Below are 15,488 nucleotides of genomic sequence, written 5' to 3' on the forward strand. Positions count from 1 at the left end.
GCTGAACTGTGCGGACTCCCCTCCTGACGGCAGCGACAGCAGCCGTGACGCTCGCCCTGGCCGGGTGCTCCGTCCTGCCGCAGTCTCCGCCGCCGCTGCCCGCCCTTCCGTCCGCGATTCCGGCGCACAACGCTCAGGCCGAATCGTCGCCCGCCCCGCCCAGCGCGACAGAGGTGGCGGACGGCTTCTCCGAAGAGGAGCACGTCGCCATGCGCATCCGGGCTCGTACCTGCGACGCCTTCAGCGTGGGAACGGGTTTCATGCTGGACGAGTACACCGTCGTGACTAATCGCCACGTGGTCGAGGGCGCGCAGACCATCACGCTCACTACCTACGACGGCGAACAGTACGAGGGCACCGCCTCCGTGATCGCCGACTTCGCGGACCTGGCGCTCGTCACTGTCGACAAGCCGCTCGAATTTGCCGCGACCATCGGCGCCGACGAGCCCGAGGCGGGGGACCTGCTCGACATAGTCGGGTACCCGCTTGGTGGCCCGCTCAACACCCGTACGGGTCCGTTCCTGGGGCAAGTTCCCGACTCGTTGGTCGAGGGAAGCGACGACGTGGACCGGATCAAGGTTCAGGCCGAACACGGTAATTCCGGATCCGCCGTGTACGACGCGGACGGTGATGTGGTGGGCGTGCTCTACGCGACCGATGAGGCCGGCGATAGTTTCGCGGTCACGCTGGCGTCGCTGAACACGTTCCTCGCGGACACGAGCCTGCACCTGCCCAACGACACCACCTGTAACTGACGCGGCCGGGCTAGGCCTGAGCCAGTCGCAGCTCGAGGCTGTCGATCCGCGTCGCCACCACGTCGCTCTGTGCGAGTTCGCGTTGGACGCGCTGAATCAGGTCGTCGACCTCGGGTTGCGTCAGACCCGCAGCGAGGTTGAGCACTATCGCGACCTCGGCCCCTCGGCCCGCCACGACGTCCAGCCCGCGCAACTGCTCTCCCGTGCGGACGGCGTTGCGTACTGCCTCGACGATGTCCTCCTCGACCACGCCGTCGACGACGGCAGGCTTCCACGCCTCGCCCTGGCCGAGCGCCCAGACCGCCGGTCGGGGAATGAGTACCGTCTCCATTCCCGGGTTGACCACCAGCGTGCTCCACTCCTCCGCCATCGCGGCGAGCGCGGCGCGCGGACCCTCTGCGGGAATGGGGCGGGCATCGGGATTCCATGCCTTCATCGCATCGACATCGGTAAAGACCGGCAGTGCTGCGCGACCGTCGGGCATCTGGACGGCCACGACCCCAGTGGAAGCCACCGAGTCCTGCTCTAGCCCGTGCTTGCCGACGTGTCGCTGGTCCCCAGACGCGAGGACGGGCACCAGCACGCGCGCATAGGCGATCGCCTCGACGACGTCGGTCAGCGGCGCCTTTCCGCGTGAGTACTTAATGAGCGCCTGGGCGAGGCTAGCGTCGGCGCTGCCGTCGTCGTCCGCAAAGATCGACTCCGGAATCTCCTTGAATGGTTCGCCTTCGCTCATACTTGCCAATGCTACGGGCGACCGGCGACATCCAGCGCCTGCGGAAGCGTGAAGTTTCCGTTGTAGAGGGCCTTGCCCACGATCGCGCCCTCGATTCCCAGGGCCGAAATGGTGCGCAGCGCGGCGATGTCGTCGAGCGAGCTGATGCCTCCGGATGCCACGACGGGGGCGTCGGTCGCTTCGCAGACCTGCATCAGCAGTTCGATGTTCGGGCCCGACAGCATGCCGTCCTTCTTGACGTCCGTCACGACGTAGCGCGAGCAACCCTCGGCGTCGAGGCGAGCCAGGACCTCCCAGAGGTCGCCGCCGTCCTTGGTCCAGCCGCGTGCAGCGAGCGTCGAGCCGCGCACGTCGAGGCCCACGGCGATACGGTCCCCGTACTTGGCGATAGCCGATGCGGTCCACTCAGGGTTCTCCAGCGCGGCGGTGCCGAGGTTGACGCGCGTGCAGCCGGTGGCGAGGGCGCGCTCCAGGGACTCGTCGTCCCGGATGCCGCCGCTCATCTCCACCTTCGCGTCCACCGACTTCACTACCGACTCCAGGAGTGCCGCGTTAGAGCCGCGTCCGAACGCTGCGTCGAGGTCCACCAGGTGAATCCACTCGGCTCCGCCCTTGACCCAGTCCAGCGCCGCATTAAGCGGGTCGCCGTAATTGGTCTCCGAGCCCGCCTCTCCCTGGGTGAGGCGGACGGCCTGTCCGTCCGCGACGTCCACGGCGGGAAGGAGTTCGAGTCGGGTCGAGTCGGTCACGTTGTTCTCTTTCGTATCGGTGGTAGCTAGCCGGAGATTCAGGCTGCTCGGTTGAGGCTATTCGGTTGATGGCCGCGACTGGTTTACAGCGTAGCGATCCAGTTGCGCAGCAGGTGCAGTCCCGCGTCACCCGACTTCTCGGGGTGAAATTGAGTGGCGGACAGAGGTCCGTTTTCTACCGCGGCGACGAACCTGTCCCCAGCGCCCGGCGCATCGGGCGTGGGCGCGCCTGCGGTCGACCACGTGACGTTCGGGGGGGCGAACCTGCCCGTGTCCTCGGTGGTGCCCAGGGGGAACGAACGCGCGCCGTAGGAGTGAACAAAGTAGAAGCGCTCGTCGCGCACGCCGTCGAACAGGACACTGTCAGCGGCGGCCTCGACTGGCGCCCAGCCCATGTTGGGCACGACGGGCGCCTGGAGTCGCTCGATCACGCCGGGCCATTCGTTTAGCCCGTCGGTTGCCTTGCCGTGCTCAACCCCGCGCTCGAACATGACCTGCATGCCCACGCAGATGCCCAGCACCGGTCGGCCTCCGGAGAGCCTGCGGCCGATGATCTGCTCGCCGCGCACCTGCTTGAGCCCGGTCATCACGGACTCGAAGGCGCCAACGCCCGGCACCACCAGTCCGTCAGCGTTCTCCGCAATCACGCGGTCGTCGGTCAGCACCACGCGCGCACCCACGTGCTCCAGAGCGCGCACCGCGGATCGCACGTTGCCAAAGCCGTAGTCGAGGACGCAGACAAGTGGGGAGCTCATGGCGCCAAGTTTACCGGGACTGCATGAGCGACTTTGCCCGCGTCGTTGGCGCGTGCCGACTACTGTCGGAGGTAGGCATCAACTACTCGGATAGGAGCACATCATGGACTCGAATCAGGTTCTGATACTGATCGGACTAGCCGTCGTCGTCGTTCTGCTCATCGTTTTGGTGGTCGCCATTCGTCGCCGCAAGGCGCGCGCTTTCGCAGCACTCTCTGCCGAGGAGCGCGAACTCAAGTACGCGAAGGATGCGTATACGGCGCGCGTCGGCGAGCTGAAGGGTGAGCTCAAGGCCACCGAGAAGGAATCGCGCAACCGCAGCCAGCGTGCAGACGACCAACTCAAGGAAGCCACGAGCATCGGTTCCGACACGGTTCAGTCGCTGAAGGGCAACGAAGGCACGGTGTCGCTCACCGGACTCTCATTGACCACTCCTACGGGCGAGCGCGCCCTCACCACCCAGACCACCGCCGTCGCGGAGTTGACCGGGACCGCGGCCTCAGCCGAGGATCCTGACGAAACGCGCCTGACGACGCTGACCCTCGGCGGCGACGGACTGTCGGAGGTCATCACGTTCGGCTATGACAAGGAGACCGAGGTGCGCAGCCTCGCCGCCAAGATCACGAGCGTCGCGACGCAGGTAGACACCCTCAGAAAGCAGCGTGACGACGCAGTTGCAGCTGCCGAGCAGGAGGTCGCCGACGCCACGTCGAACGCCACGATCGAGGCGACCAACGCGCAGGCCCGCTACGACGCCGCAGAGAAGGAAAGCATGGCCAAGGTACGTGCCGCCGAAGATGCAGTTCGGCTGCGCGGCATCAATCCCAGCTAGCGCTTCGCGCAATGGCGGCGCGGGCTATTTGTTGCGCTTGGCTTCCTTGGCGACCTTGCGCAGCACCTTGACCGCCTTGAGGCGTCCCATGTTCGCGTCGTAGACCTTGTCCGGGTGGGTTTTCGCGAGTTCGTCGATGGTCTCGGTGCCCATCATGAGCGTGGTGATCGCCCCGGGCGCATCGTCCAGCGCGAAGCCGGGAGACAACGACTCCCCCATCACGCCAGCGGTCCAGCGGTGGATGGTGATCTGGCCGTCGCGCCGTTCCATGGCCAGCATCGGGCGGTCCTTCACGAAGGTCGAGATTGCCTTGCCCGCCTTGTCGACGGCGCCCTCAGACGTGTCGTCCAGCACCGCGAACGCGCCCGCGCCGGTCTCGATGACCTTGCCGCCGATTCCGTTCAGCGAGCAGATCGCTGCGAGCACCTGGCCGTTCTGGATGGGCGTCAGGAGGGCGACGGTGGCCGCCTTAGCTGGGTCCTCTGCGGGAGATCCCGCCGGGGTGGACTCTGTCACAGCGCGCCCTTGGTGGACGGGATCCCGGTGACCCGCGCATCGGCCGCCACGGCGAAGCGCAACGCACGCGCGAGCGCCTTGAACTGCGCCTCCACGATGTGGTGCGGGTCGCGGCCGGCGAGCACGCGCATGTGCACGCAGATGCCCGCGTGGTGGGCGATGGATTCGAGCGCGTGGGCCGTGAGCGAACCCGCGAAGTTGCCGCCGATGAGGTGCGTGGCCTGGCCGACCGGCTCGCCGATGTGAACAAAGTACGGGCGGCCGGACACGTCAACGACGCACTGCGCGAGAGCCTCGTCGAGCGGCACGAGGGCGTCGCCAAAGCGCGAAATACCAGCCTTGTCACCAAGCGCCTGCTTGAGGGACTCGCCGATGCAGATGGCCACGTCCTCGACGGTGTGGTGGCTGTCGATGTGCACGTCGCCCGTCGCCTGAACCTTGAGGTCCATGAGCGAGTGCTTGCCAAGGGCCGTCAGCATGTGGTCGTAGAACGGCACCCCGGTGCTGATCTCGGTGACGCCGGACCCGTCGAGGTCCAACTCCACGAGCACGCTCGACTCACTCGTGGCGCGCTCGATGCGGCCCGTGCGGGTTCCCTTTGCGATTGCCGATGCCGTCTCACTCATGCCGTGACCTCCAGTAGTGCGGCGCGGAACAGCGCCATTTCCGCGGGCGTGCCGATGGACACGCGCAACCAACCTTCGGGGCCCACGACGCGGATGAGTACTCCGCGCTCCAGCAGCCCCTCGAAAACTTTGACCCGGTCGTCGAACGGGCCGAACAGCGCGAAGTTCGCGTCCGTGTCCGCGACCGTGTAGCCCTGCTCCCTAAGCCAGGTGACCGTCTCGTCGCGCTCGGCGCGAATCTCGCCCACCTGCGCCTGCAGCACCTGGCTGTGAGCGAGCGCCGCGCGTGCGGTCGCCTGCGTCACGGCGCTCAGGTGGTACGGCAGGCGGACCACACGCAGCGCGTCGACCACTGGCTCATGGGAGGCGAGGTAACCCAGGCGGCCCCCCGCCAGGGCGAACGCCTTGGACATCGTGCGGCTAATGGCCAGGTTTGGGTATTCGGGGAGGACGCTCGCCGCGCTCGGGACCCCGCGCCGGCGGAACTCCGCGTAGGCCTCGTCGATCACCAGCACGCACCCGCCAGGGACTGCCTGCGCGGCATCGGCCAGTGCGCGGACGTCGTCGAGCGGGAGCGCCGTGCCCGTCGGGTTATTGGGGCTCGCGACTATCACCAGGGTGGGCTTCTTCTCCTCGATCGCGGCCACCGCGGCCGGGATGTCGAGGCTGAAGTCGTCCTTGCGCGGCAGCGTCACGTATTCGGTGAGCGAGTCGCGCGCGTACTCGGGGTACATCGAATACGTGGGTGCGAAGCTCAGCACCGTGCGACCGGGACCGCCGAAGGCCTGGTGGAGGTGGAGCATGACCTCATTGGAGCCGTTGGCCGCCCAGATGTTGCGGGTCTCGAGGAAGTCGACGTGGCTCTCAGCCGCGAGGTACTTCGCGAGGTCGGCGCGCAGCGCGGTGAAGTCCCGATCCGGGTAACGGTTGAGCCCGCCCGCGATCTTGCGCACCGCCGATGCGATGGCATCCACGACGGACGGCGGCGGCGAGTACGGGTTCTCGTTGACGTTCAGGCGAGCCTTCACGTTGAGCTGCGGGGCGCCGTACGGCTCGAGGCCGACGAGTTCGGGACGCAGGGGCAAAGTCATGGGTGGCAGTCTACTGGCGGTCGCGCGGTGGGTCGATCACCGCGGGGCACGCGTGCGGCTACGGCGCGACAACGTCAATCTGCCCAATCTCGCGGCCGAACGCCATCACTTTCATTTTGCCGGCTGGCGCGTCTGCGGGGACCATGAACTCCGCAGTGCCGCTCCAGTCTTCATCCTTGTCGGCCACCGCCAGGTCGTCGGCGCGCCAATCGCCGTTGATGGCGAGCAGCCCTATGGAGGCAGACGCGGGCTCCGGCGGGTACGTGGTCGATCCGGTGTCATTGCACATGGCGTGGATATTCTCGAACTGCAGGGTGACGCTCTCCCCCGCGGTTGCCGGCGACGGGCTCGCCTCGACTGTCATTGGAGCGCATGACGCGGCGATCCCGGGCGCCTCTTCCGCCGAAGCTCCGTCGCTAATGGAGCAGCCGGCGAGCGAGGCTGCCAACACGATCGCGCCGGTAGCGGACGTCAGCCCCAAACGCAACCGAATAATCATGGTGCGATCACTTCAAAGGTCACGTACTGGTTGCCGTCCAGCATCACGTTGACCCAGCCCGGCAACGTGTCACTCGGAAGCAAGAATGTTGCCGATGCGGTGAAGTCCGCTGCCGCATCCAGCGACGCCACGTCGGTGGGACCCCACGACCCGTCCACGGCTTCCATGCTCACCGTCACGCCCGTGGCGGGAGCAGCAGGGCCCTCGCCCTGGTCATTGCAGGTCGCCTCGAGGTTGGTCGCCGTGAGCGTCGTGGCCTCGCCGGCCACTACGGTGCTAGGGGTGACCGACACCTCGGGTGCGGCGCATGCGGCCGCCGCGCCACTGCCTTGGAGCACCCCCACAACGCCCCCTCCGTCGGAGCAACCCGAAAGCGCTGCGACGATCGCCACCACCGCGGCCGTCGCTGCGAGACGCAATTGGTTCATGGGTTCAAATCTAGCTGCGAACGACGAACGACCGGCTGGCAGATGCCATATTGTGACGTTGATCGACTCAGTTGGTCGTGCGCCTAACGACTAGCCTGACCCGTGCGCGCGGTGATCGCCTCGCCATGAGCCGGCAGGTCCTCGGCGTTCGCGAGCGCGACCACCTTGTCCCCCACCTCGGCCAGTGCGTCGGCGCTGTACGTGATCACGGAGACGGCACGCAGGAAACTAGTCGTGTTCAGCCCGCTCGCGAAGCGCGCGGTGCCTCCCGTGGGCAACACGTGGTTAGAGCCCGCGAGGTAGTCACCCAGCGGCACGGGGCTGTGGGGGCCCACGAAGATGGCGCCAGCGTTGCGGATGCGCGCCGCGACGGCCGAGGCATCGGCCGTGTGAATCTCCAGGTGCTCCGCGCCGTACGCGTCGGCCACGGCCACGGACTGATCGATGCCGCTCGTGAGGATGACTGCGCTCTGTCGGCCGCTGAGGGCCTCCTTGGTGCGGGCGAGGTGCTTGGTGGCATCGGCTCGGGTCGCGAGCGCGACCTCAACCGCCTCGGCGAGGGTGGCATCGTCCGTGATCAGCACGGAGCCCGCCATGGGGTCGTGCTCGGCCTGGCTGAGCAGGTCGGCCGCAATGAAGTCTGCGTTGGCCGTCGAGTCCGCGATGACCGCGATCTCGGTGGGGCCGGCCTCCGAGTCGATGCCCACGACTCCGCGTACGGCGCGCTTAGCCGCGGCGACGTAGACGTTGCCGGGGCCGGTGATGACGTCGACCGGCTCGCACAGGTCGTCGACGCCGTAGGCCAGCATGGCGATGGCCTGCGCCCCGCCCACTGCGTAGACCTCCGTGACGCCAAGCAGCGCGCACGCGGCGAGGATGGTGGGGTGCGGCAGTCCGCCGAACTCGCTCTGCGGCGGGCTGGTGACGGCGATGGACTCGACGCCGGCCGACTGCGCCGCGACCACGTTCATGACGACCGAGCTCGGGTAGACGGCCAGGCCGCCGGGGACGTACAGGCCCACGCGGCCCACGGGAATCCAGCGCTGAGTGACGTTCGCGCCGGGAGCGAGGTCGACGGACACCTCCGGCGGCACGGTGGCCTCGTGATACGTGCGAACCCGTGAGATAGCCTCCTCGAGCCCGGCGAGCACCGCGGGGTCGAGGGTGGTGAGCGCGTCGGTGATCGCGTCCGCGGGGACTCGCAGGTGCTCGGGGCTGACGCCGTCGAACTTGGCACCGAGCTCGCGCAGGGCGACCTCCCCGCGCTCGCGCACGTCGTGGATGATCGGCTCCACCGTCGCGAGGGCGTCGCCAACGTTGATGTCGGCGCGCGGCACTACCTTAAGCAGCTCGCGCGTGGTCAGATTCTTACCGCGAAGGTCGATGAGTGAGAGCACCCGATGAGTCTACTTGGACTCATGGCGCCCTCCCAGCGCGTCAGTTTGGCGCAGTCCCGGATTCTGGTTTGCGCTTGCCGATCCACCCCAGGTGGGTGTGCTGGAAGTCGTCATCGTGCTTGAGCCCATAACCGAGGCCGCGGTCCACGGCCACGTGGAAGCCCCACGCCATGGCGATCAATGCAACCCAACGCAGGTCCGTCGCAAAGTAGACGATCACCAGGATCGCCGGACCCGCGTAGTTGTGCACCGCGTTGTAGAACAGCGCTCCCAACTTGGGGTTGGCCAGGAAGCCGAGCGCGGACAGGTCGAAGACCAGGAACAACGCAAGCAGCCACCACCACGCGAAGTCAAGGACGACCATCCCGACGATGATGGCGAGCGCGATCGCGATGCTCTCGACTCGTTGCCACTTAACTGGATTCATGCGCCCAGCCTACGGATTGTGCGTCTCGCGTGAATGGGGCGTCGCGGGTGGATGGTGAGTCTCGGGTGAATGGGGCGTCTCGGGTGAATGGTGAGTCTCGGGTGAATGGTCCGGACCCCGCCACGCCACCCCTGACCCTATGGGTCCGATCTCGCACGCTTTTAGGGGGTGTGCGCGCTCTGCGGGTCCGATTTGGCACGCGGGCCCGGCTACCCGAGGCTGAACCCGCCATCCGTGGTGAGGACCTGGCCCACCACCCATGCGCCGTCGTCCGTGGCAAGCCATCCGATCAGGGACGCCGGATCCGCCGGGCGCCCGAAGCGTCCGAACGGCATCGCCGCCTTCACCTCCGCGAGGTTGTCGAGAGAGCGGTCCGTGGTGTCTGCGTCCAGGTACCCGGTGTTCACCGGACCGGGATTGATGGTGTTGAGAACGATCCCGAGTTCCAGCAACTCCGCGGCGACGGTCGGGGTGATACCCGCGAGCGCCGCCTTGCTCGTGGCGTAGGCGACCTCACCCCGCATCGGACCGTGAATCTGCCCGGAGGTCATCCAGAAGACTCGCGCGACCGGCACCGCATGGGGTCCAGAGGCGCCGACGCGTTCTCCGGGCTGGAGCGGCCGCCCGTCGCGGGCCGCTGCGGCGTGCAGCTCGGCGAACGCCCGAGTCAGCAGCAACACCGACCGAGCGTTGGTGCCCCACGCGGAGTCGAGGCGCTCGGGGGTCATGTCTAGAATTCCGCCGTCGTCCCCGCTCTTGGCGTGGTTGCAGACCAGGATGTCGAGCTGTCCGGTCAACGCGACCGCGGAATCCATGAGCGCAGGAATCGCGGCAGGGTCGCTCAGGTCCGCGGCACTGTCGCCCACCTTTGCATCGCCCACGCGCGCCGCCTCGAGTTCCGCCCGCACCTTGTCTAGGTCGTCGCCGCCCCACGGCTGGTCGAGGTCATGCGGACGATGATGCTGAATGAACACGCTCGCGCCGAGTTCGAGAAACTTCATAGCGTCGGCAAACCCGATGCCGCGGCGGCGTGACACCCCGGTCACGAGCGCGGTCTTGCCGACGAGTGGGTATTGAGGGTTGGCTGATGAGTGCATGGCTGATCCGTTCTGATGGGTGAGGTGCGCACTTCACGGCGCGCGGTTGCGTCGGGTGCGAGGGGCTCGGGGTGCGCGGCATCGGCGAGTGCGGATGCGCGCGGATCAGAGTGTTGCCATGAAGTGAGGCTAGCACCCCGGTGAGGCACCAGCCCGGCGAGGGTGAAGACGGGCCAAAACGGACCACTACCGCGCAGACGCCCGCAGAATCATGCGTAAACCGACCCATAGCGCGCCTGGGGCGCCGAGCGGGCGCGGGGTCAGACGGTCGGGGCAACCGGCAGAGTCGCCCGGACCTTACCCGGGACCTTCGCCCCGGCTACCTACGGTTGCGTAGGTTAGCGTGACGTCAACGACAGGAGGCGGTTCCCATGGCCGCAACACCGCAGTCAGCAGCCCCCGCGAGTCCCACTCCCCCGAGCATCATTCAGGGCGGGATGGGCGCGGCCGTATCCTCGTGGCGACTCGCCTCTGAGGTGGCTCAAGCCGGGCAGCTGGGCGTCGTTTCAGGAGTCGGCCTCGACCTCGTGCTCACCCGCAGGCTGCAGGACGGCGACCAGGGCGGGCACATGCGCCGGGCGCTCGCTGCGTTCCCGGTCCAGGCCATCGCCGAGCGAGCCACCAAGCGCTACTTCCTGCCCGACGGGCGCGCGCCCGGAAAGCCGTACGCCCCTGTGCCTCGACTAGCCGTCAAGCAGGGTCGAAAGTCTCAGGAACTGGCAGTGCTGGGCAACTTTGTAGAGGTGTGGCTCGCCAAGGAGGGCCACGACGGAATCGTGGGGATCAACTACCTCGAGAAGGTCCAGATGGCCACCCCCGCGGCGGCCTACGGCGCGATGCTCGCGGGAGTCGACTACGTACTCATGGGGGCCGGCCTGCCTCGCGAGATCCCTCACTTGCTCGACCAACTCGCGAGCCACGCCGCACTCAACTTCCCGGTGGCCGTGGTCGGAGCCGAACCCGGCAGCTTCGCCGTCGCTCTCGATCCCACCGAGTTGCTTGGCGTGACGCTGCCACCGCTGAAGCGCCCGCGCTTCCTTGCCGTGGTGTCCGCCCACGTTCTTGCGGAGTACCTCGCTCGTGACGAGACCATCCGCCCTGACGGCTTCGTCATCGAGGGTCCCCGCGCGGGCGGCCACAACGCCCCACCCCGCGGCAAGCCCGTCGTGGACGAGTCCGGCGAGCCCCAATTCGGGCCACGAGACTACGCGGACATTGCGAAGGTCGCCGCCATCGGCATGCCGTTCTGGCTGGCCGGCGCGTACGGAACCCCGGAGGGCCTCGTCGCGGCACAGGCGGCCGGGGCAGTCGGCGTCCAGGTCGGAACGCTCTTCGCACTGTGCAGCGACGCCAACTTCGAGCCCTCGACTCGCACCTCGCTGGTGGCCGGGGTCGCAGACGGGTCCCTGGAAGTGCACACCGACCTGCGCGGCTCCCCCACCGGTTTCCCGTTCAAGGTCGCCAAGCTGGAGGGGTCGCTGTCCGAACCGGAGACGGTTCAGGCACGCCCGCGGCTGTGCGACCTGGGCTTCCTCGGCGTCCCATACCTGCGCGCCAACGGCACGGTGGGTCACCGGTGCCCGTCCGAGCCGGAGAAACAGTTCACGCGCAAGGGAGGCGCCCCGGAGGACACCGCCGGGCGACTATGCCTGTGCAATGCGCTCATGGCGAATGTGGGCCTGGGGCAGACGCGCGCCACGGGCTACGTCGAGCAGCCCCTCATCACCCTGGGCGCGGACCTCGACGGACCGCAACGCCTCGCGGCGCTCCACCCGGGCGGGTGGACGGCGCGCCAGGCGCTGGACTGGCTGCTCGCCGCCAGCTAGCGCTAGGTCGAGAGGCAGTTGGGGCCGAGCGCTGCTTTGAGGTCCCCGGACAGGGCACTCGAGCGCGCGACTCGGAACTTGTCGTCGAGCCGCATCATGACCGGCTCCTCAGAGCCGGTGAGCAGCATGCGCACCTCGACGCCGCCTGGGTGCGTGCCGAGGATTCCCTTGACCTGCTCCACCAACTGAGCCGTGACGCGCGTCGCGGGCACCGTGATGACGACCGGAGAGTTGTCCTGCACGTTGAGGTTGGGGATGCGAACTTCGACGGCGCTGAACTGCAGCCCGCCGTCGCCGCGCTCGCGGGACCTGGCCTTGATGGCGATGACGGCGTCGTCCGTCAGGTCGCGAGCGTAGGTCTCGTAGGTCTTGCCGAAGAAGGATATCTCGGTCTCCCCCGTCATGTCCTCGAGCGTCACAATCGCGTAGGGGTTGCCGGACTTCGCGATGCGGCGGTCTACCCGGGTCAACAAGCCCGCGAATACCACCTGGTCCCCGTCCTTGACGCCGTTGGCCGGCGTCGCCGCGAGGATCTGGTGCGAGGCCTCCGAGCGGATGATGTGGTCCAGCCCCGACAGCGGGTGGTCGGACACGTACAGCCCGAGCATGTCCCGCTCAAAGTTCAGCAGCGTCTTCTTGTCCCACTCCTCGAGCGTGGGAACCTCGACATTGACGCCGCCACCCACCTCGGGGTCGTCCCCGAACAGGTCGAACTGCCCGGTGGCCTCCTTGCGCTTGACCCCGACTACGGAGTCGATGGCCTGCTCGTGGACCGCGTTCAGCGAGCGCCGCGTGTGGCCGAGCGAGTCGAACCCGCCTGCCTTCACGAGCGAGTCAATGGTGCGCTTATTGCACACGGCGGCGGGCACCTTGTCCAGGAAGTCCGAGAAGGACGTGAACTCCCCCTTAGCCGCGCGGGTCTTGACGATCTCCGCGACCACGTTGTGGCCCACGTTGCGCACCGCCGTCATACCAAAGCGAATGTCGCCGCCCACGGCGGAGAATCGCGCCATCGACTGGTTCACGTCCGGGGGCAGCACCGTGATGCCCATCCGCCGGCATTCGGCCAGGTAGATGGCCGACTTGTCCTTATCCGTGCCCACGGACGTCAGGAGCGCCGCCATGAACTCGACCGGATAGTGCGCCTTCAGGTACGCCGTCCAGAAACTCAGGATTCCGTAAGCGGCGGTGTGCGCCTTGTTGAACGCGTAGTCGGCGAAGGGCACGAGCGTGTCCCACAGCGCCTTGATGGCCTCCTCGGAGAACCCGTTCTTGCGCATGCCGGCGCTAAACGGCGCGAACTCCTTCTCGAGGATCTCGGGCTTCTTCTTACCCATGGCTCGCCGCAACAGGTCTGCGGCACCGAGCGTGTAGCCGGCCACGATCTGCGCGACGCGCTGCACCTGCTCCTGGTAGACGATCAACCCATAGGTGATGTCGAGGACTTCCTTGAGCGGCGCCTCGAGCTCCGGGTGGATGTAGTCGACCTTCTGACGGCCGTTCTTGCGTTCCGCGTAGTTGGTGTGGGAGTTCACTCCCATGGGGCCGGGGCGGTACAGCGCGAGCACGGCCGAGATGTCCTCGAAGCTGTCGGGGCCCATCTGACGCAGCAGCTGCCGCATGGCAACGCCGTCGAGTTGGAACACGCCGAGCGTGTCGCCGCGCGCCAGGAGTTTGAACGCCTCGTCGTCCTCGAGGGGAAGATCCTCGAGGACCAGCGGGTCCTTGCCGTTGTTGACGATGTTCTCGAGCGCGTCGTCCAGGATCGTGAGGTTACGCAGCCCCAGGAAGTCCATCTTGACCAGCCCAAGCGCCTCGCACGTGGGGTAGTCGAACTGCGTGATGATCGCGCCATCGGCCTCGCGGCGCATGATGGGGATGATGTCGATCAGCGGGTCGGAGGACATGATCACGCCGGCCGCGTGGACGCCCCACTGGCGCTTGAGGTTCTCGAGTCCCTTGGCGAGCTCGAGCGTCTCCTTGGCGTCGGGGTCCGACTCGATCAGCGCGCGGAAGTCGTTGCCCTCGCCATAGCGCGGGTGCTTGGGGTCGAGCACGCCGGCCAGCGGCATGTCGCGCCCCTGCTGCGGCTCGGGGTACGCCTTGGTCAGCATCTCGCCCACCGAGTAGGGCTTGCCGAGCACGCGGGCAGCGTCCTTGAGGGCCTGCTTGGCCTTCAGCGTGCCGTACGTGACAATCTGGGCGACCTTGTCCTCGCCGTACTTGTCCGTCACGTAGCGAATAACCTCGCCGCGACGGCGCTCGTCAAAGTCGATGTCGAAGTCGGGCTTGGACTCGCGCTCGGGGTTGAGGAATCGCTCAAAGTAGAGGCCGTGGACCAGCGGGTCGAGATCCGTGATCCCCATGGCGTAGGCGGCCATGGACCCGGCGCCTGAACCACGCCCCGGTCCCACCCGGATGCCGTTGGCCTTGGACCACTGGATGAAGTCCGCGACGACGAGGAAGTACCCCGGGTAGCCCTTGTCCGCGATGACGTCGATCTCGAAGTTCGCGCGCTCCTGGACGCTACCGGGGATGCCGTTGGGGTAGCGCTTGTGTAGGCCCGCCTGGACCTCCTTGACGAACCACGAGTGCTCGTCCTCCCCCGCGGGGCATTCGTAGCGCGGCATGTAGTCCGCGGAGGTGTTGAACTCGACCTCGCAGCGCTCGGCGATCAGGACCGTGCTGTTCAGCGCCTCGGGGTGATCGCCCCACAGGTCCCACATCTCAGCGCTGGACTTCACGTAGTAGCCGTCGCCGTTGAACGCGAAGCGCTTGCCGCCATTGTCGTACGTCGGCTCGTTGAGCGTCGAGCCGGACTGGACGCAGAGCAGCGCCTCGTGGGAGACGGAGTCCTCGCGTCGCGTGTAGTGCAGGTCGTTCGTCGCGACCAGGGGCGCGCCGATTTCCTTGGCGATCTTAAGGAGGTCCGGAGCAACGCGCTTCTCGATGCCGAGGTCGTGATCCATCACCTCGACAAAGTAGTTGTCCTTGCCGAAGATGTCTTGGAACTCGGCGGCAGCCTTGACCGCCTCCTTGTACTGACCCAGGCGCAGGCGCGTCTGCACTTCTCCCGACGGGCAGCCGGTGGTCGCGATGATGCCCTTGGAGTACCGCTGCAGCAGCTCGCGGTCGATTCGCGGCTTGTGAAAGTGGCCGCTCAGGCTGGCCTCGGAGGCCATGCGAAACAGGTTGTGCATCCCTGACGTGGTCTCTGCCCACATGGTGGCGTGCGTGTACGCGCCGTTCGCCGACACGTCGTCGGACGACTGCGACTGGTCGCCCCACTTGACGCGGGTGCGGTCCGCGCGCGCCGTCCCGGGAGTCAGGTACGCCTCGAGGCCGATGATGGGCTTGACGCCCGCCGCCTTCGCCTTGGACCAGAACTCGAAGGCGCCAAAGATGTACCCGTGGTCAGTGGTCGCAATCGACGTCTGCCCCTGCGCCTTGACCTCTTCCATGAGGTCGGTGATGCGCGCCGCGCCGTCCAACATCGAGTATTCGGTGTGGACGTGGAGATGATTGAAATCCTTGCCTGACATAGCCCCGATTGTAGGCGCGCGGACCGACACGGTCGTGACCAAACCGCGCGCTGACCCACGGACAACCGCGCCACGCCGTGCCGGCCGTGCGGACCGCTCCAGCACCCCCGCCGATGCGACACGCTGGGCGACACGCCCGCCACAGTTCCCGCCGGGTCCCGGCGGGGGCGGCGACGGTTCGCGTGAGCACGCGTCCCCGGGTTAGGCGTGAC

The 15,488-nt window shown here is 67.3% G+C and carries 15 protein-coding genes; 3 read left to right on the plus strand and 12 right to left on the minus strand.

Annotated elements, in window-relative coordinates; all coding sequences use genetic code 11:
• Positions 1–8: 8 nt before the first annotated feature.
• Positions 9–755 carry a S1 family peptidase gene (locus tag ACQU6B_RS07840; RefSeq protein WP_430866990.1) on the plus strand — a complete coding sequence of 249 codons (747 nt, stop codon included), beginning with the start codon at positions 9–11 and terminating at the stop codon, positions 753–755.
• A 10-nt stretch (positions 756–765) separates the two neighbouring features.
• On the opposite strand, the gene ACQU6B_RS07845 is transcribed toward ACQU6B_RS07840, so the two are convergent.
• The 3 genes from ACQU6B_RS07845 to hisH form a co-directional block, all read right to left on the minus strand.
• Positions 766–1,491 carry an SseB family protein gene (locus tag ACQU6B_RS07845; RefSeq protein ID WP_430866991.1) on the minus strand — a complete coding sequence of 242 codons (726 nt, stop codon included), beginning with the start codon at positions 1,489–1,491 and terminating at the stop codon, positions 766–768.
• Between the two features lie 11 nt (positions 1,492–1,502).
• A complete protein-coding gene (gene priA, locus ACQU6B_RS07850; protein ID WP_430866992.1) occupies positions 1,503–2,240 on the minus strand; it encodes a bifunctional 1-(5-phosphoribosyl)-5-((5-phosphoribosylamino)methylideneamino)imidazole-4-carboxamide isomerase/phosphoribosylanthranilate isomerase PriA in 738 nt (245 codons plus the stop codon).
• A gap of 83 nt (positions 2,241–2,323) precedes the next feature.
• Positions 2,324–2,995 (minus strand): imidazole glycerol phosphate synthase subunit HisH, encoded by a 672-nt coding sequence (gene hisH / locus ACQU6B_RS07855; protein ID WP_430866993.1) that lies wholly within the window; start codon positions 2,993–2,995, stop codon positions 2,324–2,326.
• 103 nt (positions 2,996–3,098) lie between these two features.
• Between hisH and ACQU6B_RS07860 the strand changes: the two genes are divergently transcribed.
• Positions 3,099–3,827 (plus strand): hypothetical protein, encoded by a 729-nt coding sequence (locus ACQU6B_RS07860; RefSeq protein WP_430866994.1) that lies wholly within the window; start codon positions 3,099–3,101, stop codon positions 3,825–3,827.
• Between the two features lie 24 nt (positions 3,828–3,851).
• On the opposite strand, the gene ACQU6B_RS07865 is transcribed toward ACQU6B_RS07860, so the two are convergent.
• The 8 genes from ACQU6B_RS07865 to ACQU6B_RS07900 all read right to left on the minus strand — a co-directional run bounded on the left by ACQU6B_RS07865 (position 3,852) and on the right by ACQU6B_RS07900 (position 9,908).
• A complete protein-coding gene (locus ACQU6B_RS07865; RefSeq protein WP_430866995.1) occupies positions 3,852–4,343 on the minus strand; it encodes a hypothetical protein in 492 nt (163 codons plus the stop codon).
• Positions 4,340–4,969 (minus strand): imidazoleglycerol-phosphate dehydratase HisB, encoded by a 630-nt coding sequence (gene hisB, locus ACQU6B_RS07870; RefSeq protein WP_430866996.1) that lies wholly within the window; start codon positions 4,967–4,969, stop codon positions 4,340–4,342. The genes ACQU6B_RS07865 and hisB overlap by 4 nt, the downstream gene beginning before the upstream one ends.
• A complete protein-coding gene (locus ACQU6B_RS07875) occupies positions 4,966–6,060 on the minus strand; it encodes a histidinol-phosphate transaminase (RefSeq protein WP_430866997.1) in 1,095 nt (364 codons plus the stop codon). Before ACQU6B_RS07875 ends, hisB begins: the two co-directional genes overlap by 4 nt.
• Positions 6,061–6,118: 58 nt before the next feature.
• Positions 6,119–6,559: a hypothetical protein gene (locus ACQU6B_RS07880; RefSeq protein WP_430866998.1), complete on the minus strand. Its 441-nt coding sequence runs from the start codon at positions 6,557–6,559 to the stop codon at positions 6,119–6,121.
• Entirely contained in the window at positions 6,556–6,987 is a 432-nt protein-coding gene (locus tag ACQU6B_RS07885; RefSeq protein WP_430866999.1) for a hypothetical protein, read from the minus strand. The genes ACQU6B_RS07880 and ACQU6B_RS07885 overlap by 4 nt, the downstream gene beginning before the upstream one ends.
• Before the next feature lie 83 nt (positions 6,988–7,070).
• Complete coding sequence (gene hisD / locus ACQU6B_RS07890) at positions 7,071–8,384, minus strand: histidinol dehydrogenase (protein WP_430867000.1); 1,314 nt, start codon at positions 8,382–8,384, stop codon at positions 7,071–7,073.
• Positions 8,385–8,424: 40 nt separating this feature from the next.
• Entirely contained in the window at positions 8,425–8,811 is a 387-nt protein-coding gene (locus tag ACQU6B_RS07895; protein ID WP_430867001.1) for a DUF4260 domain-containing protein, read from the minus strand.
• Between the two features lie 209 nt (positions 8,812–9,020).
• Positions 9,021–9,908 carry an SDR family oxidoreductase gene (locus ACQU6B_RS07900; protein WP_430867002.1) on the minus strand — a complete coding sequence of 296 codons (888 nt, stop codon included), beginning with the start codon at positions 9,906–9,908 and terminating at the stop codon, positions 9,021–9,023.
• A gap of 371 nt (positions 9,909–10,279) precedes the next feature.
• Between ACQU6B_RS07900 and ACQU6B_RS07905 the strand changes: the two genes are divergently transcribed.
• Positions 10,280–11,734 (plus strand): nitronate monooxygenase, encoded by a 1,455-nt coding sequence (locus ACQU6B_RS07905; protein ID WP_430867003.1) that lies wholly within the window; start codon positions 10,280–10,282, stop codon positions 11,732–11,734.
• A gap of 2 nt (positions 11,735–11,736) precedes the next feature.
• Here ACQU6B_RS07905 and dnaE read toward each other — a convergent pair whose 3' ends face one another.
• Positions 11,737–15,276, minus strand: a complete 3,540-nt coding sequence (gene dnaE, locus ACQU6B_RS07910; protein ID WP_430867004.1) for a DNA polymerase III subunit alpha — start codon at positions 15,274–15,276, stop codon at positions 11,737–11,739.
• Positions 15,277–15,488 lie beyond the last annotated feature (212 nt).

This window comes from Demequina aurantiaca (genome assembly GCF_050598105.1).
GTDB classification, from domain to species: Bacteria; Actinomycetota; Actinomycetes; order Actinomycetales; family Demequinaceae; genus Demequina; species Demequina aurantiaca_A.

Coding starts and splice junctions, on each gene's coding strand:
- ACQU6B_RS07860 (WP_430866994.1), top strand. CDS start 3,099: ATGGACTCGAATCAGGTTCTGATACTGATCGGACTAGCCGTCGTCGTC.
- dnaE (WP_430867004.1), bottom strand. CDS start 15,276: ATGTCAGGCAAGGATTTCAATCATCTCCACGTCCACACCGAATACTCG.
- ACQU6B_RS07875 (WP_430866997.1), bottom strand. CDS start 6,060: ATGACTTTGCCCCTGCGTCCCGAACTCGTCGGCCTCGAGCCGTACGGC.
- ACQU6B_RS07895 (WP_430867001.1), bottom strand. CDS start 8,811: ATGAATCCAGTTAAGTGGCAACGAGTCGAGAGCATCGCGATCGCGCTC.
- ACQU6B_RS07905 (WP_430867003.1), top strand. CDS start 10,280: ATGGCCGCAACACCGCAGTCAGCAGCCCCCGCGAGTCCCACTCCCCCG.
- ACQU6B_RS07845 (WP_430866991.1), bottom strand. CDS start 1,491: ATGAGCGAAGGCGAACCATTCAAGGAGATTCCGGAGTCGATCTTTGCG.
- ACQU6B_RS07900 (WP_430867002.1), bottom strand. CDS start 9,908: ATGCACTCATCAGCCAACCCTCAATACCCACTCGTCGGCAAGACCGCG.
- hisH (WP_430866993.1), bottom strand. CDS start 2,995: ATGAGCTCCCCACTTGTCTGCGTCCTCGACTACGGCTTTGGCAACGTG.
- ACQU6B_RS07880 (WP_430866998.1), bottom strand. CDS start 6,559: ATGATTATTCGGTTGCGTTTGGGGCTGACGTCCGCTACCGGCGCGATC.
- hisB (WP_430866996.1), bottom strand. CDS start 4,969: ATGAGTGAGACGGCATCGGCAATCGCAAAGGGAACCCGCACGGGCCGC.
- ACQU6B_RS07885 (WP_430866999.1), bottom strand. CDS start 6,987: ATGAACCAATTGCGTCTCGCAGCGACGGCCGCGGTGGTGGCGATCGTC.